We start from the raw sequence: 23,493 nt of genomic DNA, 5'->3' as shown, positions 1-23,493 counted from the left end.
TCGGGCCGCCTGAAGGCGGCCCGACGCTGAACTATGATCACATTCTCTTTTATGTAGCGTTTATCTCCCCTGAAACGTTCTCAAAGTAAGAGGTTAAATACTTAGAGAAAGAGTGGGAGCAGGTGTAGGTATGTCGAAGCAAGTGAATAAATCGGTTCTCACGAAATTGATAGAAGGGCAACCAGCCAGGTTGTTCAAGCAGGTCAAGCGGAGACGCTGGCGGGCATCGCTTATTGAAGCAGGGAAGCGAGTGGGTATTGGCCTATTTCTGCTCCAACTTGCAACCGCCTTTGTCTTGCTGGTGATCTCCTCTCTGCGCAATAAGCGCCAGCGCCTCAAGTCCTTTCCCCACTTTCATGTAGACGAGGTGCGTGTAGGGGAGAATTGTTTGCAGCTGTATAGCTTTGGGCGTGAGCTATATGATGACATGCTTGCGGCCATTGATCGTGCGCAGGAATGCGTCTTCATCGAGTCATTTATCTGGAAGGATGACGAGGTTGGGCGCGCTTTCAGAGATCACCTGGCGCGCAAGGCGGATGAGGGCGTCGAAGTATATGTCATCTACGATGGCTTTGGCAACCTCGTGGTGCCACGTGCGTTTAAGCACTCGTTTCCCGCAAATATGTATATTCTTGAATACAAAGCCATTCGCCGCCCCTGGCATATCTTTGATCCACGCTGTTACTCGCTGGACCATCGCAAGCTGTTAATAGTCGATGGTCAAACGGGTTTTATAGGGGGCTATAATATTGGTAGCCTCTATGCGACGGAGTGGCGCGATACGCACCTGTGCATCAAAGGTCCAGGCGCGGGCTACCTGGCCAACTCGTTTATCCAGTTCTGGAATCGCTTTCAGTTCCGGGGGCATATGATTAAGCGACGTTATCCAACTGGCTTTGATCCCCTGGTAACTGTGCATGGAAATAATGCTTTACGTCTGATCTTCCCAATTCGCGACATGTACATCGACGCCATCGACCGGGCGCAGCGCTGTATTCTGCTTACCAATGCCTATTTCGTGCCCGATCACACGCTTTTAGAAGCCTTAAAGGCGGCGGCGAGGCGAGGCGTAGATGTGCGCGTCCTGGTACCCTGGATCTCGAACCATATCCTGACAGACTGGGTCTCGCATGGCTACTTTCAGGAGTGTCTCCAGGCAGGGATACGTATCTTCAGTTATCGCCACGCCATGCTGCATGCCAAGACTTGCATGATTGACGATCAGTGGACCACGATTGGCACGGCGAACCTGGACCGCTTGAGTTCTATCGGTAATTATGAGATCAATGTCGAAATCTACAACGAAGAACTGGCCCTTCAGATGCGCGAACTCTTTGAGTGCGATACCTCGGATACCTTTGAGTTGACGCAGGAGAGCTGGCAGGAGCGTCCCTGGTATACAAAAGCGAGCGAGAGAATTCTGGCCCCCTGGCGTTTTATGATGTAGAGATTATTTTTTGAAGAATGGACGAAGCACACAATGGGACGGAGAATCCTCGGAATTATCCTCTTATGCCTGGCGCTCTTAATCATTATTAGTATTCCAGTGGCCCTCTTCACTCCAGTAGGCGGCACGGTTACTAACCTGTTTGCGCCACCTACACCGACCCCCACGCCGCGGCCTGTGCTCACGGTTCGCGGCACGCCGCCCGCTATAGGCAGCAAGATCGCCTACCTGGTAGATGACGATACCGGCAATGTGCTGGTCAACGTCAAAGGTCGCGAGCGCGTACCCATGGCGAGCACAACCAAGATCATGACCGCTATTTTGACCATCGACAAGGCCGACTTGAACCAGGTCGTAACCATCAAACAGGATGCCGTTGACGAGGCCAAGGTTCACAATGGTAGCAACGCGCAACTGGTGATTGGCGATCAGATTCGCCTGAAGGACTTGCTCTACGCCTTGATGTTGCCCTCGGGCGACGACGCAGCTACCGCCATCGCTGACTCCGTCGCGGGTTCGCAAACGCAGTTTGTCACCATGATGAACGCTTACGCCAAACAGCTCAAGCTGCAGAATACGCACTACATCAACGCCGATGGCCTGACCTATGAGGGCAAGGATGGCAAGCCCGATCCTAACCACTACACCACGGGCGAGGATCTCGTCAAGCTGACGCGCTACGCCTTGCGCAATCCCCTCTTTGCCCAAATTGTGCAGTTGCAGAAGTATGTTCTGCCCGCCAGTGGTGTACACCATGCCTATACCTGGGAGACCACCGACACCATGCTCAGCACCTATGCTGGCCTGACAGGCGTGAAGACGGGCTTCACGGGTGAGGCTGGCTACTGCCTGGTCTTCTCGGCCTATAGCTCGGGTCATCGCCTCGTGGGGGCCGTCCTGGATGCCAAAGACGAAGAGGAGCGCTTCAAGGACGCCAGCTCGCTTCTCGACTGGGCCTTTGTCCTTCCGGTCCTGCCGCCTCCCGCGCCCAAGCAATAAAAAAATGAGGAAAGGATGTGGCGGCGAGCTGGTAAAGCCAGCTCGCCGCCACATCCTTTCCTCATTTATAGATAGTGCGCGAAGTAGCTTAGTACGCGCTGGGTGTATTCCTGGGGATGGGCCTTGAGCGCGCCAGTGTGGCCACCACTGGGCGCGATCCACTCTTGCTTTGGCTCTCCGGCTGCCGCGAAGAGCTGGTGCTCGCCTGAGGGTGGCGTGGTCGCATTCTGGTCGTCGGAGGAGTGAATAAGAAAGACTGCCCGGGGCGCGATCTGGTGGATGACCGCCAGGGGGCGTGTATCGGCTAACTTTGCGCCTATAAGCTGGTCGACGAGGGCCGGTTCGTAGGGTAGGAGAGGCAGCGTCAGGCGTCCGACCGGGATATCATACATGCGGTCTAGCTGGGCATGTTCATCGATCCAGGAGCTATCGGCCACCGTCGCCAGGATCGCTGGCTCGCGGGCCGCCGCCAGCAGGACAATCCCCGCGCCAAGCGAGTTCCCCATCAGGCCAAAGTGTTTGTTCAGCAGGTCTGAGCGCCCTTTGAGGTAGCGCATAGCTCCCAATACATCATCTGGCTCGCGTGCGCCCAGGGTAATCTCCCAGCCATCGCTCGCGCCACAGCCCCGGCTATCATAGAGCAGGACATTATAGCCAGCCTGGTAGAGGAAGCGCGCATCGGGCAGCATGCCCATGCGATTCTCCTTAAAGCCATGCACAAGAATGATCGTGGGCGCCTTGGGCGAGGCCAGGGCCAGCCAGCCCGAGAGGCGTACACCATCTACGGCCTGAAACTGGACATCCTTTACGGGAATACCGGCTGAGGTGGCCTGGGGCACAAAGTGACGCTTATTCTCTACAAGTGTATAGCCCCGAATGGCAGGGATAATCGCCCAGACCAGAAATAACACAACAAGGCAGAGACCAAGCAGAATCTTGAAGATGGGAAAGGGCTTGTGTGCCCTTTTCGCTGTCGTGTTTATGGTAGGGTCCAAGCTGGTTTGGACTTCTCTCTCTTTTGCCAATGCAAATATTCCCCTTCACATGTTTATCGTGTCATTGTGGTTGATCAGATTATAGCAGGCAAGCACAGACAAGAACTGTGAAGCAAGTTACAACAGTAGCCGCGTACGCCAGTAGTGGGCCTCGCTACTGGCGTACGCGGCTACTGTGATTGGTAGGGCGTATGCGGTTATTACCTGGCGGGAACAGGCGTGCGTCGGGAATCGCGCATAAACCAGACGTAGCTATCTTCCAGGCTGGGATCGAGGGCTATGGCGTCGGGACTGGAGGGCTTCTCGCCCACAATGCGGTACTGGACGCTGTTGCCCATGTTGAGGGTCGAGACAACGGTAAAGTTGCCCTCGGGCTTCTGGCCTGGGGTGGTGACCTGCCAGACCTTGCCATGTGTCTCCTCGAGCATGCTCATGATTGTGCCCTGGAAGAGGACGCGGCCATTCTTCATCAGGGCCAGTTGCTGGCAGGTCTGGGCGATATCCTCGATAATATGTGTGGAGAGGAGCACGGTGCGCTCGCCTGCCAGATCTGAGAGCAGGTTGCGGAAGCGGATGCGCTCTTCAGGGTCAAGCCCCGCAGTTGGCTCGTCGACAATGAGGAGTTGAGGATCGTTGAGCAGAGCCTGGGCGATGCCCACGCGGCGTTTCATGCCGCCGGAGAAGGTCTTGAGCTTGCGGCGCGCCACGTCATTGAGCGCCACGGTTTCCAGTAGCTCGTTGACGCGTTGCTGGCGCTGCTTGTGCTCGTCGAGGCCTTTGAGGATACCGATATAGTCCAGGAACTCGTAGGCCGAGAGATCAGGATACATCCCCAGGTCCTGAGGCAGGTAGCCCAGGACGCGCTTGATAGCTGTACGTCCACGTTCAGTGGTGCCATCATAGCTACCGACGCGAATCGAGCCCTTCGTAGCTGGCAGAATGCCCGCCAGGATACGCATAAGTGTCGTCTTGCCCGCGCCATTGGGGCCAAGCAGGCCAAACATCCCGCTGGGGATAGTCAGGTTTAGATCCTGAAGGGCATGTACACCACCGCGATAGACCTTGGTTAGATGCTGAATTTCTATCTGCATGATAATTATTCTCCTTAAACTATTGCTGTGTCTGTTGCCACTTCATGAGCGCTATAAGGACGATTAAGACCAGAGCCGCGAGGCCCACGAGCAGGCCCAGGCTTATAAAGCCATTTACTAGAGGTACAGGGTCGTGCGAGATGAAGAGATTATCTTGACCGGGGAAGAAGGCACGGCTAAGATTATCTCCTATGGGCGTGAGCAGGGTATAGCTCAGGGAAGGAATGTTGGGATTATGTAAGAGGTTGCCCCAGAACCAGTAGCCAACGAAGAGGAACTGGTAGAGTGGCACCCACATGACACGTGGGCAGGCTAACGAGAACGCGCTAATGAAGAGCAGCCCTGGTAGGCTGACCAGGGCGAAGACGGCCAACCCCAGGGGGAGCGCCAGCCAGTCGCCAGTCTGAAACAGGATATACAGAACACCAAGCATATAGATGGTGAACAAAGGGAGCGCGGCGGCTCCCAGGCCGCCCAGGTATTTACCAAGCAAGCGCGAAGACAGCGCATTGGGGAGAGAGGTAAAGAGTTCTTCTACCTGCGTCTTGCGGTCACGGTAGAGACGATCTGCCATCATCAGCCCGACTCCAATGGGGAGCAGGATGCTGAGAAAGTCCATCCATACCACCAGTGTCGAGGCTGCAGACTGCTTATTGGCATGTTGCGCATAGGAGACGAGAAACGCACTGCGGCCTGTCGAGGCGAGGATGAGGAAGATAATAATCGTCATCGTAATCCAGAGCGCTGGTCGACGGATCTGCATGCGGAACTCGTAGCTGAACGCACCCAGGAAGCTTGCAAGCTGTTTCATAGTTTTATGCCTCACTAGAACTTTTCAACACGGCCTCAGTATTATGCGTGAGCAGCCAGCCGATAAAGAGGAGCGCTGCCGCAATGGCGCACATCTGCCAGCGCGCAGTTAGCCAGGCTCCAAATGTGCTTGAGGTAACCTGTTCAATGGGTGTAAGTGTCGTCGCGAAGAAGAAGATCGAGTGCAGCCAGTCTGTCGCCTTCAGATAGTCCTTGAAGACGATCTCCAGAAGCCAGATGGCGCTGAGGACGGTCGTGCCCGCGACCCAGTTGCGCAGGAGCGCGCCCAAGCAGAAGCCCGCACAGACGAACCAGGCCAGTGGCGCAATCCAACCCAGTTGCGTCAGGAGGAAGTTAAGTACCAACGGCCAACTGCCCAGGTCGAGATGGAGTAGGCTGAGATTGACTGTAGCGATGATTAAGCTGGTAAACAGCCCGACCAGTATGCACCAGCCGAGCAATAGCAGTAGGCGACGCAGTACCGTCAGATGGTAGAGGCGAGGCACCGTAAGCTGGATTTCAATGGCCTGGTCATAGCTGGTAAGCATCACAGTAATGATGCCCGCCGCTAGCGGCAAAATCATCTCCAGCCCGCCCATCAGGAAGCGTGGGAGGACGCTATTATTGTGCAGGTAGATGAGCAGAAACGAGAGCAGGCCAAAGCTGAGCATGCTCACAACGGGAGTGAGCGTAACCTTCCCTCCCATCAGTTTCAGTTCATAGCGTAGTCGATCAAGAGACATCGGACACTCCATTTACATATATAGTTGAATCTGTCTTGAGTAAGGTCGTGTTAAAAGCTTTTTAGGTTAAGAGATCAGGCGAAACGCATATTCCTGGGTGTGTAGAGCAAGGCAAAGATGAGTAACAGGGCTGCTATCAGGAGCACAGCAGGCTGAGTTTGCCAGAGACTTGAAAGTGCCATATTTAGATGTGGGATGCCCTCATGAACCTGTACTGTGAGCATCTGGGTCAACTCAAAGGCCAGGGTGGCGATAATGGCCACTAGCGAACCTAGCAACATCGAGATGGCCAGACTAGTCGCCGACAGAAGTAGCAAGGGACCAAGCCAGAGCTGAACGACGCTCCAGAGTGTACCGCCGTTGAGCAGGACAAGCAGCGACGAGAAGGCCACAGCCAGGGCGAGATTATAGCCTGTCACCAGCAGCATGCGGCAGAGCAGGATCAGGCGTGGCGAAGTGGGGGTCGCCAGGGCGAACTCCAGGCCTGGATCGTGCGCGCGCCCATAGACATAGGCCATATTGATCACAGAGGCGGCAGTAATGCTGATCGCCAGCAGGTCGCGCGTTATATGGTCCTGAATAAGCACCATGTTGCCTCGTAACAGGTGCAAAGCCAGGATCATAAACAGGACTGTTGCCGAACTCGCCCAGATACTCCTGGGAAGAACTCGTAGCTGTCCCCACAAAACGTTCCAGGCGTAGCGCCAGGGCTGGGAGAAGAGCCGCAGTGGTGAGACCACAGATTGCTTTTCTACACTTGGTTGCTCATTAAGTAGGACCAGTGCCATCTCGCGTACTTCATCGTTGTCATCCTGAAGCGTCTGAATGATATACTCATACACAAGCGAAGAGTTCGGGCGCAAGGCGACCAGGGCACGCAAGGCAGCGACGCGCACGAGTGGATGTTCATCGTGCAGGGCCTGGCCAAGGGCGGCCTCAACGATGGCCGTGCTATGACTTGCCAGAGCCTTCGCAGCGGCGCTACGCATCTCCCACGCCGGGTGCCGGAGCGCCTCAAGCAACTCCTGTTCACCGGGTCGCTTACTGATATCTGAGGTAAGCAGAGCCTCGCGCTGGTTCAGGCGTTGCTGGACACCTGTCAGGAGCGAGGGGGGCGCGGCATACTGCCATGTCGTTGGTTTGCTTACGGATTTTTGTGTCTGGGCGTTCTCTGACTCCATGACTGTTCCTCCCTCTCCTGTTCTTGAGCATCGATGCTGGCGCGCAAGAGGCGTAGTCCCCTTGAGATGGTCGATTTCACGGTTCCAATGGGTTGAGCAAGCAGCTCGGCGATCTCGCGATAGCTGAGCTGTTCGAAATAGTAGCAGGTAATCGCGACACGGTAACGCTCCGGCAGTCGGGCCACGAGGCCCTCCATCTCGCGTTGTTGCTCCCAGGTCGTGCAGAGCAGTTCGGGTTGTTCCTCCTCGCGGTCCGCCGGGTCTAGCTCGGGATGCTCCTCAAACGTCGTAAGCGGCACCAGGTGTAGCTGCGTATTGCGCCTGGAGTGGCTATAGATGTTAAAGACCACGCGATAGAGCCAGGCCTGGAGCTTGAGTGCGCGTATACGCTCGGGAGTATAATTCTCCAACGAGACATACGCGCCCACCAGGGCCTCCTGCACAATATCTTCCGCATCCTGAAAGCTGCGCGTCAGGCGTAGGGCGAAGGTATAGAGGCGGTGCTGGTAATGCTCCACCACCCGCAGAAAATTGCCGTGTAGATCGCTTGCCAACAGCGCCAGTAGTTCCTGCTCGCTCTCTTCCATATCTGTCCTTCACAAAAAGAAATCATCATCTATGGAGTAGATACCAGAAAGCCCCATAAAGGTTGCATTTTTCGCGCCCACGGCGCTTACGTGGTAAAGGTGTGGTGATGGCGTGGTTGTTTGGCTGGCTCCGCCAGCCAAACAACCACGCCATCACCACACCTTTACCCCAGGCGAGCCGCGCAGCGGCTATTTCTCATCTTCTGATTGGTGGATCTGGCTGAGGACAATATAGGTGATGTTGTCCCAGGCGTTGTGGATACCGATGAAGATGAGCAGGACCGTCATCGCGCCGATGACGAACAGGGTGGGTACCGGGTATGTTGGTAGCACTATCGCTGCGACAAAGAGTGTTGTATACGCAGCGAGCGGTAGGATGGTATGGAATATCCAGTCTTCCATGACTGGTTGATAGTCGTTTTGACGGCGCGTCCGTCGTACGATGATTATGATGTATATCATCCCTGCCACACCGACCATGCCAAGCGGGAAGCTAGTGTTCCAGAGTGCCTGCCAGGGAGCAGCCATCGTCACGGCAATAAAGAGTGCGGCACAGAAATGCACGACATTTGGCGTGCTAAATGCCGCGATAGCCTCGCCTGATCTTCTACCCCGAAACCCCGCGATTAAGGTGATGACTATGAACATCAGTCCAGTCAGCGCGGCGGCAGAGGAACCGACGATAACGTAAAAGTTTTGCCAGGTGGGAAGCGGCGATATCACAGCCTCTTGCACTAGAGATCCCCCTTCTGTAGATAGAGATATGTTAATGGCCTTTCCGCAGCATTGAGGAAGTGTATGAGGTCGAATTGAACGGCTTAAAGTAAAGAGAAACGCAAAGTACGATGTAGCTTCCCTGCGTTTCTGAGGAAGAATATTTATTGTCTTCCATATTATCACATCAGCGCTTTATGCGAAAACTAAAACGTCGTAAATTAAACAGGTGCAGAGGCAGAAACCGCTTCACATAATAATGGCCCTATAAGCGTGATGAAAATCGGCCCTTGTATTAAGGCCAATATTATCCTACAGTGATGAGAAAAGAGCCTGTAATATTGTGTAAGAGAATAGAGGGAGTTTTATCTATGGATTATCAGAAACAACAAGAGAGAGCGGCGCAATTTCGCCAGTTGCATTACGATGCGCCTCTGCTGGTCTTGCCAAACGTCTGGGATGCTGCGAGTGCGCGAATTATCGAGCAGGCAGGCTTTCCCGCTATTGCCACCACTAGCTCTGGAGTTGCCACTGTCCTTGGTTATAGTGATGGTCAGCACATTAGCCGAGGCATGCTGATAGAAGCGCTTGCGCGGATCACACGCGTGGTCGATTGCCCGGTTACAGCGGATATTGAGGCGGGGTATGGAGACTCTATTGAGGAGGTATTGCAAACCGTCAAAGCGGTGATTGAGACTGGCGTTGTAGGTATCAATATCGAAGATTCGCTCAAACAGCAGGAAAACACGCTAGCCGATATTACCTACCAGGTTGAATTGATACAGGCACTGCGTGAACTAGCGAACTCGCTGGGCGTGCCCTTCGTCATCAACGCGCGTGTCGATGTGTTCTTACTCGCTATTGGTGAGCCAGAGAGCCGCTTTGAGCATGCAGTTCAGAGAGCTAATGCCTATCTGCAAGCGGGTGCCGATTGTGTCTATCCTATTGGCTTCCTTGAGCGCTCCACGATTACTGATCTTGTCAGGGCCATCAATGGACCCATCAACATTCTTGGTAGCTCTCCTGACCTCCCACTTCCAGTGCTTGCGCAACTCGGGGTTGCCCGCGTCAGCCTTGCCAGCAGGTTGATGCTCTCAATACTCGGGCATATGCGCACAATTGCGCGTGAGTTGCTTGAGCATGGCACCTATACGAGCCTGCATGCCGAGGCTCTCTCAAGCACGGAGTTCAAGGCGCTTTTCTCTTAAATCGCTACAAGGCCTGGCACTCGATGATTGTGATCTCGGGGCGGCAGTCGAAGCGTACCTGGGGCTTGACCATGCCCAGGCCGCGATTGGTGTACTGGAGCATGGAGCCGACCGAGTAGAGGCCGGAGACGTACTTGTGTCCCAGGGGCGGCGTTCTGGGAGTGCCCACAAGAGGAATCCGCACCTGCCCGCCATGAGTATGGCCGGAGAGCTGGAGATCGAAGCGTCCTGTTTTCGTAGCGACATCGGCAAAGTCAGGCTCATGCGCGAGCAGGATGGCGGACCCTTCCGAAGGAAGGCGCTTGACCAGGCCCGCGATGGTATCGCTGTACTCCCAGACCGAGTTGATGTATGAGGGATCGGGCCAGAGATCCTCAATGCCAACGATATGCAGCATCTCACCATTCCCACGCTTGATGGTGTGGAACTCATTGGTAAGATCGTTGATGCTAAGCGGTTTGATGAGGGTACCAAGCCAGTCTGTGCCACTCCAGGCATCGTGGTTGCCATAGATGGAGAAGATGCCATCGCGGGCGTGGAGGTCTCCCAGGGCCGCCAGGGGGCGCGCCGCCCAGGGATAGTAGCGCGTGACAAAATCGCCAGTGATCACGATCAGGTCAGGATGTTGCGCGTTGACCTGTTTGACAATGTCGCTTAGGCGCTTAAAATCCATCCAGGTATCATCGATGTGAATGTCGCTGAGCTGAGCGATGCGATAGCCATGGAAGGCGGGCGATAGGCGTGGTAAGCGGAGTGAGAGCTGGGTACAATCTATATTTGCTGGCTCAATATGTGTGCTGTAGAAGGAGGTGCCAGTCCCGAGAAGGACAGTGCCAGCGACAGTCCCGCCAGCTACTTTGAGAAATTGACGCTTATGCATATATAGTAAGCTCACTTCACATAAATTCGGGGCGTTGATGAGAGTTCTTATGCGGTTAGATAATGCTTAAATCTCTATTTCTCTTGTATTCTACCACGGCTATGTGTGTCTAGTAGGCTGTATAGTAAGTTTGGCATAATGCCAGGTGATACATTCGCTGAAAAAGTTCATCAAATGTGAACATTCGCTTGTCCTGAAAGATGGAAGATGCATGCGCAAAAAACTTTTCTGGCTCTTGTCCTCAACCTGGCGAAATGTCAGGTTGAGGACATCTGCCTTAATGATCGAGAAAATCGTATTTGATACTCGTCGCCAGGGTCTGTAGATTCCGAATGCGGAGATCTTGCATTCCGGCGTCTGATTGCTGCTGGGTGAGATATCCTCCATGCACCAGGACATCATGGCCCCTCTGTTCAGCTTCAAGCAAAATCGTGCGCAATTGTGCAGCAGAAATGCCCTGTTGCTCTGCCAGCGCAATGAGCTGAACACCTGCTTGCAGCTTCGTTTTGATTTGCGCCTTGCTCATATGCAACTCCTGGGACACATACTGTTCCACTGCATCATAATACGCCTGAGGATCGCCTGGCCCCGATTTTGTAGGTTCAGCAGTAGGCGTCGAAACTACGCTCGTCTGAGGAGGAGATGCTTGCGATGCTATAACCTGCCAGAGGAGGATAGTGCCCCCTACCAGGAGCAAGAAACCTCCCAGCAGTACTACCAAAAGCAAACGCCTTCTCTCTAGTTGAGGCTTGGATTGATTTTGTACGTGCTCTGTATCGTATTTCAGATGTCCCATGTTTGTTTGCCTTTCACCCAAAACGCCGCAGGATGCCCCTGCCCTTTCAGGCATGGGGAGGAATGCGGCGTTCCTTTGTCGGTGGCTTGGGTGGAATACGCCGTAGACATGCTCTCATCTGCTCATGTATTGTTGACAGTCAGATGAAAACTATGGTATAATTTAGCATATGCAAACGGTATTAACAGCGAAACTCAAATTAAACACAACGCCCGAGCAATTCAAGGCATTACGTACAACGCAACTGGCGTATCGGGATTCTCTCAACTATGTGAGCCAGTACGCCTTTGCGCATGGCAAGATGAGCAATGCTGTTCGTTTGCAAGATGCCACCTACGAAGAGATCCGCCTCCGTTTTCATCTGCCTTCGCAAATGGCCTGTTCTGTTCCTCGCCAAGTTGGTGCCTCGTATAAAACCCTCTGGACAAAGGTCAAGAACAATGCTGTTCATCGTAAGGAAGGGAAGACCAAGAAACGCTACAAAGGGCTTGATAAGGCTCCCAAGTTCATCTCCCCCACGTTGACCTATCAGTACAAGAAAGACTACACCTTCAAGAAAGAGCAGCAGGTGAGCATCCTGACCCTTGAGGGACGTGTTATCGTGCCCTATACTGGCTACAATAAGCATGTGGCATTGATCCAGCGTGGAGCGGAGATTGGTGCATCGAAACTCTGGTATGACAAGCCCAAGAAACAATTTTACCTCCTTGTCTCTCTTGCAATTGAGACGGCTGATCCTACACCTGAAACACACAAGCAGGTCGCCGGAGTGGATGTGGGGATGCGATACCTTGCCGTCACGGCGACGATGCAAGGGGATTGCACCTTCCATTCAGGCAAACAGATTGTCCCCAAGGCAAACCACTACGCACGACTGAGAAAACGTCTGCAAAAGAAAGGCACTCGTTCAGCGACAAGAAGGCTCGTTGCCATCAGTGGACGAGAGAGACGGTTGAAGCAGAATACCAATCATGTCGTGAGTAAGCGGATTGTCCTACAGCACCCTCAAAGCTTGATTGGACTGGAGCATCTGACAGACATTCGAGAGCGTACCAAACGACGCAAAGGCAAAAATGCAAAACAGCGAAAAGCCAATCGTACCTTCTCCAAATGGTCCTTCGCTGAGTTGCATAGCATGATTGCCTATAAAGCGCTCTTACATCGAAGTATGGCGATCAAGGTCGATGCCAACTATACCTCGCAAGCGTGCCCCAAATGTGGGCACACCTGCAAAGAGAATAGACCTCACAAGGGCCTGCTCTTCGTCTGTCAGAATTGTCAGTACACGCTCCATGCCGATCTGGTTGGTGCAAGAAACATTGCGATGCGAACGCTTCTTATCCGGCAAGACTGGAGAGGAACGGGCCTCTTGTCAGTACGCGCCTTCTGTGTCGGACGATGAAGCCAAAGCCGCACGCCTGAAAAGGTATGCTGAATTGCGGTGGAGTTCAGACACAACTCCAAGCCCTCGGCTTTAGCCGTAGGGTACTGACTGTCTTAATTAGTATAGGCATTTATTATTTGAAAACTGAGGAATGAACTCTTTCTCTTCGACTTGATAGGCCTCTTATTCACCTGGTGTTGCTTTCTATTCGTAGCGCAACGCCTCAGCTGGAGGGATACGCGAGGCCCGGCGCGCCGGGAGTGCGCTACAGACGACGGTGATAAGGTAGCTCCCCAAGAAGATCAGAGCGACTGTTCCCACGGGGAAAGGGAAGTCCTGATATAGTTGGTGAGCAATGTGAGCAGTGAGCCATACGGCCAGACCAGTTCCGGTTGCCAGACTAACGGTAATGATAAAACTTGACTCGACGACGAATAAGCTAAGAATGCGCGTGCGTGTGAAGCCCAGGGCACGCAACATGCCAATCTGTTGGCGGCGTTCAACCACTGTTCGGCTAACAATGACGCTGATGGAGAGCGCTCCGAAGAGCAGCCCGCTGGCCAGGTAGCCTACCAGGAACAGCGTTAGATCCGCCGTCAGCGCGTTTGCATCGGCGGCATCAAGCGAGACAAATTGAATACCATAACGAGCAGTGTGAAGCACTTGCTCCAGATGGTTCGTCGCCTGACCTGCTTGTACCCCTAGCTGTAATCTGAGGTAATAGTATGTGACGAAAGAAGATAGTTGCGGCGTGATTTGATGTGCCGTTCTGGTTGAGAGGAGGATATTCGACCAGTGGACATTGGCAGGGAGTAGCCCAATGATCGTCAGGCGATGATAGGGAGCCGAGCGCGCCGAGCTCTCTGGAACCTCTACGGTAAAAGGCGTAAATCCATTGGAGGTTGGCAAACCTTTCAGACTACTATCGTAGCGCATTACGGCATCTCCTGGATGATTTTTGACAGCATCCCAGACCTGCCTGGCAGAGGTATATCCCTGGGCGCTGGCAAACATGGGTATGGTGGATGTTGCTAAGAAAGTATCATCGGCTACAAGCGGGCCACCTAACGGCGCAGTGCCAGTCTGTTGTACTGACTGCCCTGGCAGTGAGATCCGGACTGGTTGAGGTGCTGAACCATCCTGATTGACAGGATCGTAGAGCGGATGCATCTGGGAGACTGTGGCGATATCTTGCGGGAGCGTGCTGGGCAAGTGTTGGATGGGTGCCCCCAACTGCTGCTGTTCATCCGGCGTCAGCTTGACTTCCAACTGGAAATTCCCGCTGGTTACCTGTACTTGCCCCTGTTGCGCTTGTCCTAGATTGTTCGTCAGGAGCAGCATGATGAGGAAGATGATGCTACTTAAGAGAGTGACAGTGATCTGGGCACGAAAACGAAAGGTTAATGGATATGCCACACACATGCGACTGAGAGGGGCGAGGCTGCGCGAGCGTCTCAACAGGAAAGAGAGCAAGGCCGCCATAAGATCCAGGTTAGTCATCACCACGACCACACAGCCCCCGATTTGTAACAGAAGACTCAGGAGGATCGGTTCCAGCCCTACGGTCGTGTTGTCAAATGTGGTATTCGGCAATGAGGCCAGAGCTGAGAACAGCGCATTGCTGCCCACCTGCATCCCGTATACCATCCAACTCACTCCTATCCAACTCCATCCCAGTCGTTGGGAGAGTGCTCGCAACAATTGTCCACTCCTTAAGCCCTGACCTGCCCAGGCCACGAGAAGACCGCCACTTGTGAGAAGCAAAACGATCCCTGCCTCATACATCCACACAGGACCAGACATGAGTAACACAAGGCCACAGAACAAGCAGAGAGGACCACGCTGAAATGCTCCCCAGAATAGCTTCCCCACTCTCTCAAGAGAGTGCGTGAAGCGCCGAGCCAACTTTTTCGAGTGAGGCTGAACAGAAGAGGCATCGCGCGATTGCTGCCAGAGCGCGGGGAGCTTGCCAGAGAGTGAGGAATGGGCGACTACAGAGTCATCCAGATTACGGATTGCTGCGACAATATTCAGCCGGCTGATCCAAAAAGCGGCCAGACTCGCGACGCCTACTGTTGCGATCACGCTCAGACAGCCGGCACTGAGCAGGCTTTGCCAGCTTACCTGGAGATAAAGTGGCACATGGAAGGCACTGGAAGCGATGACATCTGGCCCCAAATTGACTGTCGGCAGTTGTCCCAGTGCCCACAATTCCAACGCCACAGTCCCCAAACCCAGTGGCACACCAAGCAGTGCAGCCAGCACACCATATCCGCACGCTTCCATGAGAAAGAGCTGGATCAGATGTCGCCTTTGCAAACCAAGCGCTCTACTGATTCCCAACTCGCCCCTGCGTTCAGTGGCGAGCAGTAGGCAAAGCAGGACCAGGAAAACCATTCCAGCACCAATGAGTAGCCAGGTAAAAGCGGGGAGAAGCAGCATGTATTCCCGGCCTGCAGGCGAATTGTCTAGTGCGAGACCAGAGGAGAAAGGCACTTCATTCAGTGCTCCTACGATTGCTGAGCGTAACGGGTGAATTTGTGTGATATCAAATTGTGTCGTTCCCGGAATATGGATGTGGGGATCAAGAGGGGCGACCTGAAAGATCTGCTGTAAAAGATTCAGAATCACCTGGCTCGATCCCTGAGTCATGTTACTGATACAAAGCACATTGGGCGCGATGGAATGGTGTAATCCCTGTTCGTACATCTGTTGAAATGTGGCCAGAGGAAGCAGGATTTCAGGAAAGGGAGCATTACTCAGCAGCTCACCCGAGGTCACAACGATATCTGTTGAGAGAATATGGCTGACCTTGCTAGAAAGCTCGCCGACTTCTGTTTGGATGCTTAAAGTGTCCCCAGGGCGCACATCCATGATTTTTGCCACCGTGGCACTCACCATGATTTCATTAGCCCGCAGGTCCGCGAAATGAACGATGTTTCCGTGTGTATCGGTTACTGGTCCGTAGACCTGATCGAAGGCAGGTGGCAGACCGTAGATATCCAGACGGGTCTGGGTGCGCAAGGTTCGCTCATTTGCCACATCTGCACCGTGCCGGAGCAGCAGAACACCAGCAGTCACCCGGACCCCTGGTTGCTGCTTGAGACGGGCGCTGGATGTCGCAAACTGGTCAACGGAGAAATGGCCGCTCACCGCTTCGTCGACCTGTCCCATTTGTGCCAGTCGATACATTTTCTCTGAGCCGGTAAAGCTATCAGAGAGGCCCAATGAGGCAGTAATAAAGATGGTAGAGAGTATCAGTCCACACAACAGAATCACACTCTGGCTGGGACGGCGGACCATGTTGCGCAGGCTCATGCGTAAGAACACTGGGTGGCTCAGTCCCACGACCAGCAGGAGACACCCAGATGTTGCCAGGAGGAGTGCCAGGGCTATGGCGTCAGGGGCAAGACCAGAAAAGAGCATGCTCATAGCTGCACCTGCTTTCTGTCAGTGGTCTCTCCATTCCTCAGATGGGCGTCCACGGGTTGATCCGTTTCGATTAGCCCGTCGCGCATCGTAATCAGACGCCCGGCTTGTTGGGCAATATCTGGCGCATGTGTGACCCAGACAAAGGTCAAACCCTCTTCCCGGTTCAGATGTAACATCAGGTCAAGAATCTCCTGACTCGTCTGACTATCAAGCGCCCCTGTTGGTTCATCCGCCCAGACCAATGAGGGGTGTGTTGCTAGGGCGCGCGCAATGGCGAAGCGCTGGCGTTGTCCTCCGCTCAACTCTGCTGGACGATGGTGGGCGCGATCACGCATGCCCACACGCTCAATACTTGCCCACGCCCGCTTACGCGCCTCGCGCGCGGAGATGCCACTCACTAGCATGGGTAACTCGACATTTTCGACTCCGTTTAACACCGGGAGCAAGTTATATGCCTGGAAGATAAAGCCCATCTCGCGCGCGCGGAAGGCCGTCAGTTTGCGATCCGAGAGACCACGCAGATCCCGGCCTGCAATCTTGACTGTGCCGGATGAAATGCTATCCAGCCCGCTCAGACAATTGAGTAAGGTGGTCTTTCCACAGCCGCTGGGACCCATGATTGCCACCACTTCTCCAGGCTCAATGCGCAGGGTAATATCGCGTAGCGCCTGGACTGTGGTTTCGCCGAGACAATACTCCTTCGAAACACTGCTTGCCTCAATCAGTGCCTTGCTGGAAACTATGTGTGGTGATGCCACCTGGTGAGATGTTTCCATTTTGCCCATTCCTAATCCTATCCTTTGTTGTGAGAAGGCGAGAAACACTGCCTACGAACTTCTTGTTCCTTGCCATCACCATACCCTCTGACCATTGATCTCCACATCGTGCGTTTGGGCAGGCAGCAGCTGTTTTTCGGGAAGCTGCGCGATCTGCCCAAAAGGGCAGAAAGAAGAGGAGTCTCTGCCCGTTCGGGTCGTGTCTGAATGGACGCTCTCTTCCGGCGGCTGAGTGTGTTATACTTGCGATAATCAACAGGTATCCTTCGAGGGAAGGACGTTCAAGAGTGTTTCCCGCATTGGGAAGGAGCAGTGCATGCCTGTATCATCGCCACTTCGCGCTCTCCTGCTCGTTTGGATAGGCATCGTGTATCTCTGGGGGCTGGAGGAGTTGAACCGGTTCGTGCTACCTGTGTGTGTGACGTCCGATCAAAGCTGCCAGTTCTCCCTCACCTTTTCTGCGTTCGATGTTCCAGGGACGACCACATTCACGCTCTTGTTGCTATTGCTTGGAACCACGCTCTGGTTTAGTCTTTCAGGCAAACTGACTCGGCACCCCCTGTTCGCGTGTATGCTCGCACAGATCATCCTCATCTTTGCTGTGTATCTGCTGGCCCAGCAGGAGCCACTCACACTCAGTTTGGCCCTGGCTCTCGCGCTGGAGATCATCACGCTTCCCAGGCTTTCCTCTGCTCAGGTGCTGCCGCTTGCTCTGGGGAGTTATCTCCTTCTTAGCATGGGAATGTTGGCTGCGCAACGAATCACTCTAGGCCCAGGGATGAAATGGCTGTGGATCGACTTGCTCCAGAATATCCCGGTGTACCTGGCCCAATTACTGTTCCTTACTGGCTATTTGCTGCTCTATAGGCAACTGGCTCGCTCTCACCAGCACCTCCAGGTCGCCTCGACCCAGATTGAAGAATTGACGCGCGTTACGGAACGCCAGCGCCTGGCACGAGATTTACACGACACGCTGGCCCAGGGACTTGCGGGGCTGGTCATGCAGCTCGAAGTGGTCAACTCGCATCTCCAGCGAAACCGAGTCGAACGTGGACAGGAACTTGTTCAGGAAGCGCTCTCTGGTGCTCGCTCAACGCTGATCAGCGCACGACAAGCCATTGATGATCTGCGTGAGGAAAGGAGTGCTGAAGGGAGGCTGATCGAGCGTATGCAAGAGGAGATGCGCCGCCTTACCAACACCACAGGTATAGTCTGCCAGGCGAACCTGAGAGACTTTGCTGCCTTACCCCCAGTGTTTGCTGAACCTGTCTCACGCTTCATCATGGAAGGACTCCAGAACATTGCCCGTCATGCGCATGCACAGCAAGTGTGGATCGAAGTAAGGCGAGAAAAAGCTCACTACATCTTCATGGTGCGTGATGATGGCCGGGGCTTTGACCCGGAGACTCTGTTGCTCACACCTGGTCACGGCAACAGCGGGACTGGTCACTATGGATTGCTTGGCTTACGCGAACAGGCAGGGCTTGTTGGAGGGCAGCTTGACATTCAGAGTGCGTTAGGGCAGGGCACCACCCTCTTGTTACGCCTGGTTTTTGAGGGAGGAGTAACACATGGAGATGACAGACAAACCGCTTCGTATCCTGGTAGCTGACGATCACCTGGTGGTGCGCAAGGGCCTGCGCCTGCTCTTAGAGGAGATGGGAGAGGGTTTTGTTCTGGTTGGTGAAGCAGTGGATGGGAAAGAGGCCATCCGCCTTACCGACGAATTGCAGCCAGACGTGGTCTTGATGGATATCCGTATGCCAGGAATGGATGGGTTGGAAGCGATCGAGCAGATTCACTGGTCCTGGCCTCATGTGGCGGTAGTCATCCTCACGACCTATACTGATGACGAAGCACTATTGCGTGGCCTCCAGGCCGGAGCCTGTGGCTATTTACTCAAGGAAACGAGCGCAGAAACCCTTTTTCATGCCATTCGTACGGCGGCACGGGGAGAATTTCTCCTTCAACCAGAAATCATGGCACGTATCCTTGCTCAGACCCATCGTTCGGTGCCAAACTCTTCTCCAGGGGCTCCTTCAGGTAATTCCACTGTGGAACTGACAGAGCGTGAACGAGCCATTCTCATCGCGGTTGCCCACGGTGAACGCAGCAAAGAAATTGCCCAACACTTAGGCGTTTCTGAACGCACAGTGAAAGCGCATCTCACCAACATCTATACCAAGTTGAATGTTGACTCCCGTGCCTCGGCAGTTGCCAGCGCACTTGAACGCGGCTTGCTCTGAGAACAACTGCAGGCATGATATTTGGAGACAAATAAAGCTCGTCTTTTCATCTACGCACAACGCGCCTGGGTGAATTAGGCCATAACGTTAGCCTCTTTGTAGGAGGAGAGTGTGATGGATCGCGAAAACGATATGCCACGGAGAAATGAGCGTGAGCGATATGCGTTGGGATACAGTGATAAGGTACTGGAATGGCTGCGTCGACGCAGTGTGAAGACGCATGCCACCTTCCTGCTGCCCCATCTGCATTCGGGGATGCGAGTACTGGACTGTGGCTGTGGACCGGGATCGCTCACACTGGACCTGGCGCGGCTGGTCACGCCGGGAAGTGTGATCGGTCTGGATATTGAGGGTGCGCAGTTTGCCTATGCCCAGGAGTTGGCTAGAACAGAAGGAATCGAAAACGTTAGCTTCGAGGTTGGATCAGCCTATGAGTTGCCCTTTGAAGATGAAAGTTTCGACCTTGTGTTCGCACACGCCACGCTCTTCCACCTGAGCGATCCCGGGCGCGCCCTGCGCGAGTTCCAGCGCGTGCTCAAAATTGGCGGGCTGATAGCTGTGAGGGATACGGATTACAGTACCTGGCAACTGGAACCGGAGACCCCACTTTTAGCTCAGATGCGTGAGCTTATCCTGAAGTATATGCAAACGCGCGGTGCGAGTCCAACCTATGCGCGCCGTATGCGCTCATACCTTGTAGATGCAGGTTTTACCAGGACCGAGGCCTACGCAAGCTGTGTCTCTAACGGCACCCCCGAGCGCGTACGAACATCCGCCTCTACCTATCTGGGATACCTGCAAGCTCCGGATATTCTTATAGCCATAAAAGAGCAGGATGAGAGAAGCGTAGGAAGCATAAGTAGCGACGAATTAGAGGCAATACGTGCCGAAGTCCACGCCTGGAGTGAGCGCCCCGACGCCTTTGAACTACTCATATGGCGCGAGGGCCTCGCCTGGCGCGACAAGTAGTGGGACGACGCTACTAAAGTACGCGTCTACATATCATGGCGTGATATGTAGACGCGTACTTTAGTAGCGTCGGGCAGGTGGCACATTCGTCACGGAAACTGGGTCTGGGACGTGTTCGGCAGTTGGCCCTGGGGCAGAGTTGCTGGGGGGGGCGAAGAAGGTGTGTCCTGCCCCTGAGCTGGTGCCTGGTTCTGTTGCTGTTGATTGGTGGATTGGTTTTGCGATTGATCCTGGCCCTGGTTCTGGGGCTGATATTGGGGCTGATATTGATCGCTGGTACTGACGGCGCTGGCGGCGTCAATGATACCGGTCCCCATTTCGTTATTGGAGATGGGCGAGGCCTTGTAGTCCAGGGTCGCGCTGTAGTAGGTGCTGTTGGAATCTGTAGGCAGGGGCGGAGTCGCGTTAGGATCAGCGAACTTGCTCACCGATTGATGGAGCCACGAGACCAGCTCGGTAGGCGTCATATCGGGATGGGCCGCCAGGGCCAGCGCGGCTACACCAGCCACCTGGGGCGCGGCGGTTGAAGTTCCTTGCAGGTAGGCATAGCAGTTATTGCAGCTCTGCCCATTGCTATCGGTTCCATAGGCACCGAAGACGCCGGAGTTGTCGCTGGCACCAATAAGCGAGGAGCTGGCCTCCAGACGGCTGCACTCTTTGGAGATGCAGTCGCTTGAGGGAACATTGTAGTTGCGCGCCCCACCGGGAGCCGAGAGGTCTATGCGAGGCCCATAGTTGCTGTAGTAGGCAAGCTGTTCACGTTTTGAGGAACCATACTGACCGTACCTGGTTGTGCTGGTGTCGCCCGTTCCTGTAGCGCGATTGACCGCGCTCACGGCCACGACCCCTGGAACGCCTGCGGGAACCATGCGTGTGCCACGCAGGTCGGCGCGGCTCTCGCCATCACCACTGGGGAGACTACCAGCGCTGATAACGCGCCCATTCCGGTCGAGCTGGACGTGATCGTTGCCAGCGGCGGCAATGACGGTGGTACCATTCTGCTTGAGATAGTCAACCATACGTGCGAAGGCATCCCAGGTGGCCTCATCGTTGCCAATGTCTTCCTGGTTGCCGCAGCGAGCGGAGCCGGAGATAACGCCATCGGCGCAGATGTAGGTTCCCATAGACATATTGATGATCTGGGCGCCGACGCTATTAGCGTAATACATGCCGTCGAGCAGCCAGCTTAGTGCGCCGCTGCCGCAGGCGTTGAGCACGCGAACGTTGATAAGCGTCGTACTGGGCGCGATACCGCTGATCTGGGGACCATCCTTGCCCGCGATATGCGTGGCGGTCCAGGTACCGTGTCCGTCGAAGTCTTCCAGGCTGCTGGGATCATCGGTCTTGTTACAAGAGGAAGAGGTCTCAACAAAGGAGCGGCTATGATCGCGGTCATAGTTCATGCCCACGGCCTCGTGAGTTGAGAGCAAGCCTGTGTCGAGATTGGCGACACGCACTTTGGCTGAGCCCTGTGTTTTCTGCCAGGCCTGGGGAATATTCATGAGGGCCAGGTCCCACTGGAGGGGGCAGGCTTTCTGTGTGGTCGCGCACCCTTGAGAGGTAGTTGAGCTGTCGGTGCTAGATAGAGATTCGTTACGCGTAAAGGTGGTGGGTTTCTCGTCGGGCATGGCCAGAGTAAAGGTGTCGCGAGCGATGCTCTTTACTCCAGGTAGAGTGGCTAGGTCATCCCGGTTACTTGAGCGTACAACCAGCATGTTCGCCTTGCTCAGGTCACGCAGAATTTTATGGCCATGATTGAGAAGCTGTTGGGTATCGATACGAAGTTTGGGTTGGAAGACGACGATATAATTATCCTCACTCTGGCGGAACTCCGCGCGCGAGATAAAGGTTGGTGCGAACACAATGACCACACCGAACACAAGTAGGGCTATGAGTGCCGGGAGAGCCAGGCGATGCCGAAAAATACGCATTACTTTGATCCTTTCGTCCAATTGCTCCCCATTATTGGCGAAAGGTGCTATCCAGGCAATAGCTTGAAGTTACAGTCTGGTTACGGTTCAGTTGCATTTCACAATACTTTATACATTCTAAATACACTGATAAGATATTGGTATAGTTGGCGGGCAATTGCTCGCCAACTATACCAATATCTTATTCCTCTTCTTTTTCGGAGACGCCAGCCTGGGCGAAGGTGGCCATCTCGTTATGGGTGTGGAGCGCGGCCTCAAGGATGTGCATGGCGAGCACCGCGCCTGTGCCCTCGCCGAGGCGCATATTTAGATTGAGGAGGGGTTGAAGCTGAAGATGCTCAAGGATCAGGCGGTGGCCGGGTTCAACCGAGGTGTGGCCGGCAAAGAGATAGTTGCGGATAGCGGGATTGAGTGCGCAGGCGGCAAGAGCGGCCGAGCCAGAGATAAAGCCATCTATCAAGACGGGAATGCGGCGCGCGGCGGCGGCGATAATAACGCCGGTAAGGCCCGCGATCTCCAGGCCGCCAACCTTAGCCAGGACATCCAGGGCATCGTTAGGATCAGGCTGGTTAAGCTCAAGTGCGCGCTCGAGCACGCGAACCTTGTGCTGGCGCTGTTCGGTGTTGATGCCAGTGCCATGTCCGGTGAGGGCATCAACGGGTTGGCGCAGGAGCGCGGCGCTGATAGCACTGGCGGCGGTAGTATTACCGATGCCCATTTCGCCAATCGCGATGAGATGGCAGCCCTTCTCAGCGGTGGCATCCAGAACCTCAAAGCCGACCTGGATGGCCTCAAATAGTTGCTCACGGGTCAGGGCAGGCCTCTCGGCCATATTGGCACTGCCCAGGGCTACCTTGCGCGAAATAAGCTGGGGATGCGCCAGGGGAGCGGCAACGCCGATATCGACAATGACGACCTCGGCCTGGGCCTGGCGCGCCAGGGCATTGATGGCCGCGCCTCCAGCGAGAAAGTTCAACACCATCTGAGGTGTCACCTCGGCGGGATAGGCGCTGACGCCCTCACGCGTTACCCCATGGTCGCCAGCCATCACGATCACGCTCTTCTGCTGGATGTGTGGTAGGGAGGTGCCTTGAATGCCAGCCAGGCGAATGGCGATCTCTTCGAGGCGACCAAGGCTCCCCGCTGGCTTAGTAAGCTGCTGCTGGTGCTGCGCAGCCTGTTGCATGGCCTCTTTATCGAGCGGCTGCACCAGCGCGAGCCGCTCCTGAATCTGCTCTATAGACATAGAAAATCCTCTCGTAATGCCTCGTAAGGACGAAATAGGTGTCTGTGACACTCCGCAT

20 protein-coding genes are annotated in these 23,493 nt (G+C 54.6%); 7 read left to right on the top strand and 13 right to left on the bottom strand.

Annotation, left to right across the window (positions count from 1 at the left end):
• Positions 1-130 precede the first annotated feature (130 nt).
• Both KRAC_RS47300 and KRAC_RS47295 read left to right on the top strand, forming a co-directional pair.
• Positions 131-1,447, top strand: coding sequence for a phospholipase D-like domain-containing protein (locus tag KRAC_RS47300; RefSeq protein WP_007919498.1), 1,317 nt, complete (start codon positions 131-133; stop codon positions 1,445-1,447).
• A gap of 33 nt (positions 1,448-1,480) precedes the next feature.
• A complete protein-coding gene (locus KRAC_RS47295) occupies positions 1,481-2,446 on the top strand; it encodes a D-alanyl-D-alanine carboxypeptidase family protein (protein WP_007919490.1) in 966 nt (321 codons plus the stop codon).
• A gap of 65 nt (positions 2,447-2,511) precedes the next feature.
• Here KRAC_RS47295 and KRAC_RS47290 read toward each other — a convergent pair whose 3' ends face one another.
• The 7 genes from KRAC_RS47290 to KRAC_RS47260 all read right to left on the bottom strand — a co-directional run bounded on the left by KRAC_RS47290 (position 2,512) and on the right by KRAC_RS47260 (position 8,588).
• Complete coding sequence (locus KRAC_RS47290; RefSeq protein WP_157507950.1) at positions 2,512-3,441, bottom strand: alpha/beta hydrolase; 930 nt, start codon at positions 3,439-3,441, stop codon at positions 2,512-2,514.
• 200 nt (positions 3,442-3,641) lie between these two features.
• A complete protein-coding gene (locus KRAC_RS47285) occupies positions 3,642-4,532 on the bottom strand; it encodes an ABC transporter ATP-binding protein (protein WP_007919487.1) in 891 nt (296 codons plus the stop codon).
• A gap of 19 nt (positions 4,533-4,551) precedes the next feature.
• Complete coding sequence (locus KRAC_RS47280) at positions 4,552-5,343, bottom strand: hypothetical protein (RefSeq protein WP_007919485.1); 792 nt, start codon at positions 5,341-5,343, stop codon at positions 4,552-4,554.
• A gap of 4 nt (positions 5,344-5,347) precedes the next feature.
• Complete coding sequence (locus tag KRAC_RS47275; protein WP_007919483.1) at positions 5,348-6,085, bottom strand: hypothetical protein; 738 nt, start codon at positions 6,083-6,085, stop codon at positions 5,348-5,350.
• Between the two features lie 74 nt (positions 6,086-6,159).
• Complete coding sequence (locus KRAC_RS47270) at positions 6,160-7,266, bottom strand: HEAT repeat domain-containing protein (RefSeq protein ID WP_007919481.1); 1,107 nt, start codon at positions 7,264-7,266, stop codon at positions 6,160-6,162.
• A complete protein-coding gene (locus tag KRAC_RS47265) occupies positions 7,230-7,853 on the bottom strand; it encodes an RNA polymerase sigma factor (RefSeq protein WP_007919477.1) in 624 nt (207 codons plus the stop codon). The genes KRAC_RS47270 and KRAC_RS47265 overlap by 37 nt, the downstream gene beginning before the upstream one ends.
• A 189-nt stretch (positions 7,854-8,042) precedes the next feature.
• Entirely contained in the window at positions 8,043-8,588 is a 546-nt protein-coding gene (locus KRAC_RS47260; RefSeq protein WP_007919475.1) for a hypothetical protein, read from the bottom strand.
• A 350-nt stretch (positions 8,589-8,938) separates the two neighbouring features.
• Between KRAC_RS47260 and KRAC_RS47255 the strand changes: the two genes are divergently transcribed.
• The gene (locus tag KRAC_RS47255; protein ID WP_007919473.1) at positions 8,939-9,775 is read left to right on the top strand and encodes an isocitrate lyase/PEP mutase family protein; all 837 of its coding nucleotides are present in this window, start codon (positions 8,939-8,941) and stop codon (positions 9,773-9,775) included.
• A 4-nt stretch (positions 9,776-9,779) separates the two neighbouring features.
• Here KRAC_RS47255 and KRAC_RS47250 read toward each other — a convergent pair whose 3' ends face one another.
• Both KRAC_RS47250 and KRAC_RS47245 read right to left on the bottom strand, forming a co-directional pair.
• Positions 9,780-10,655 carry a metallophosphoesterase gene (locus KRAC_RS47250; protein WP_007919471.1) on the bottom strand — a complete coding sequence of 292 codons (876 nt, stop codon included), beginning with the start codon at positions 10,653-10,655 and terminating at the stop codon, positions 9,780-9,782.
• Positions 10,656-10,932: 277 nt separating this feature from the next.
• Complete coding sequence (locus tag KRAC_RS47245) at positions 10,933-11,382, bottom strand: hypothetical protein (RefSeq protein ID WP_157507949.1); 450 nt, start codon at positions 11,380-11,382, stop codon at positions 10,933-10,935.
• Positions 11,383-11,620: 238 nt separating this feature from the next.
• On the opposite strand from KRAC_RS47245, the gene KRAC_RS47240 reads away from it, so the two are divergent.
• On the top strand, positions 11,621-12,853 hold the full coding sequence (locus tag KRAC_RS47240) for an RNA-guided endonuclease InsQ/TnpB family protein (RefSeq protein WP_007919468.1): 1,233 nt from the start codon (positions 11,621-11,623) through the stop codon (positions 12,851-12,853).
• Between the two features lie 186 nt (positions 12,854-13,039).
• Here the strand turns inward: KRAC_RS47240 and KRAC_RS47235 are convergent, their stop codons facing one another.
• Entirely contained in the window at positions 13,040-16,267 is a 3,228-nt protein-coding gene (locus tag KRAC_RS47235; protein ID WP_007919467.1) for an ABC transporter permease, read from the bottom strand.
• The gene (locus KRAC_RS47230) at positions 16,264-17,043 is read right to left on the bottom strand and encodes an ABC transporter ATP-binding protein (RefSeq protein ID WP_157507947.1); all 780 of its coding nucleotides are present in this window, start codon (positions 17,041-17,043) and stop codon (positions 16,264-16,266) included. The genes KRAC_RS47235 and KRAC_RS47230 overlap by 4 nt, the downstream gene beginning before the upstream one ends.
• Positions 17,044-17,359: 316 nt before the next feature.
• Here KRAC_RS47230 and KRAC_RS63970 point away from each other — a divergent pair, with 316 nt between their 5' ends.
• The 3 genes from KRAC_RS63970 to KRAC_RS47215 all read left to right on the top strand — a co-directional run bounded on the left by KRAC_RS63970 (position 17,360) and on the right by KRAC_RS47215 (position 20,258).
• A complete protein-coding gene (locus tag KRAC_RS63970; protein WP_007919465.1) occupies positions 17,360-18,655 on the top strand; it encodes a sensor histidine kinase in 1,296 nt (431 codons plus the stop codon).
• Entirely contained in the window at positions 18,615-19,289 is a 675-nt protein-coding gene (locus KRAC_RS47220) for a response regulator (protein ID WP_007919464.1), read from the top strand. Before KRAC_RS63970 ends, KRAC_RS47220 begins: the two co-directional genes overlap by 41 nt.
• A 114-nt stretch (positions 19,290-19,403) precedes the next feature.
• On the top strand, positions 19,404-20,258 hold the full coding sequence (locus KRAC_RS47215; protein WP_007919463.1) for a methyltransferase domain-containing protein: 855 nt from the start codon (positions 19,404-19,406) through the stop codon (positions 20,256-20,258).
• 89 nt (positions 20,259-20,347) lie between these two features.
• Here KRAC_RS47215 and KRAC_RS47210 read toward each other — a convergent pair whose 3' ends face one another.
• Both KRAC_RS47210 and cobT read right to left on the bottom strand, forming a co-directional pair.
• Positions 20,348-22,189, bottom strand: a complete 1,842-nt coding sequence (locus KRAC_RS47210; RefSeq protein WP_007919462.1) for a S8 family serine peptidase — start codon at positions 22,187-22,189, stop codon at positions 20,348-20,350.
• 181 nt (positions 22,190-22,370) lie between these two features.
• The gene (gene cobT, locus KRAC_RS47205) at positions 22,371-23,429 is read right to left on the bottom strand and encodes a nicotinate-nucleotide--dimethylbenzimidazole phosphoribosyltransferase (RefSeq protein WP_420795876.1); all 1,059 of its coding nucleotides are present in this window, start codon (positions 23,427-23,429) and stop codon (positions 22,371-22,373) included.
• Positions 23,430-23,493 lie beyond the last annotated feature (64 nt).

The sequence above is a fragment of the Ktedonobacter racemifer DSM 44963 genome, assembly GCF_000178855.1.
GTDB classification, from domain to species: Bacteria; Chloroflexota; Ktedonobacteria; order Ktedonobacterales; family Ktedonobacteraceae; genus Ktedonobacter; species Ktedonobacter racemifer.
Note: the sequence above shows the minus strand (reverse complement) of the source record. Positions and strands in the feature narration are given on the sequence as shown.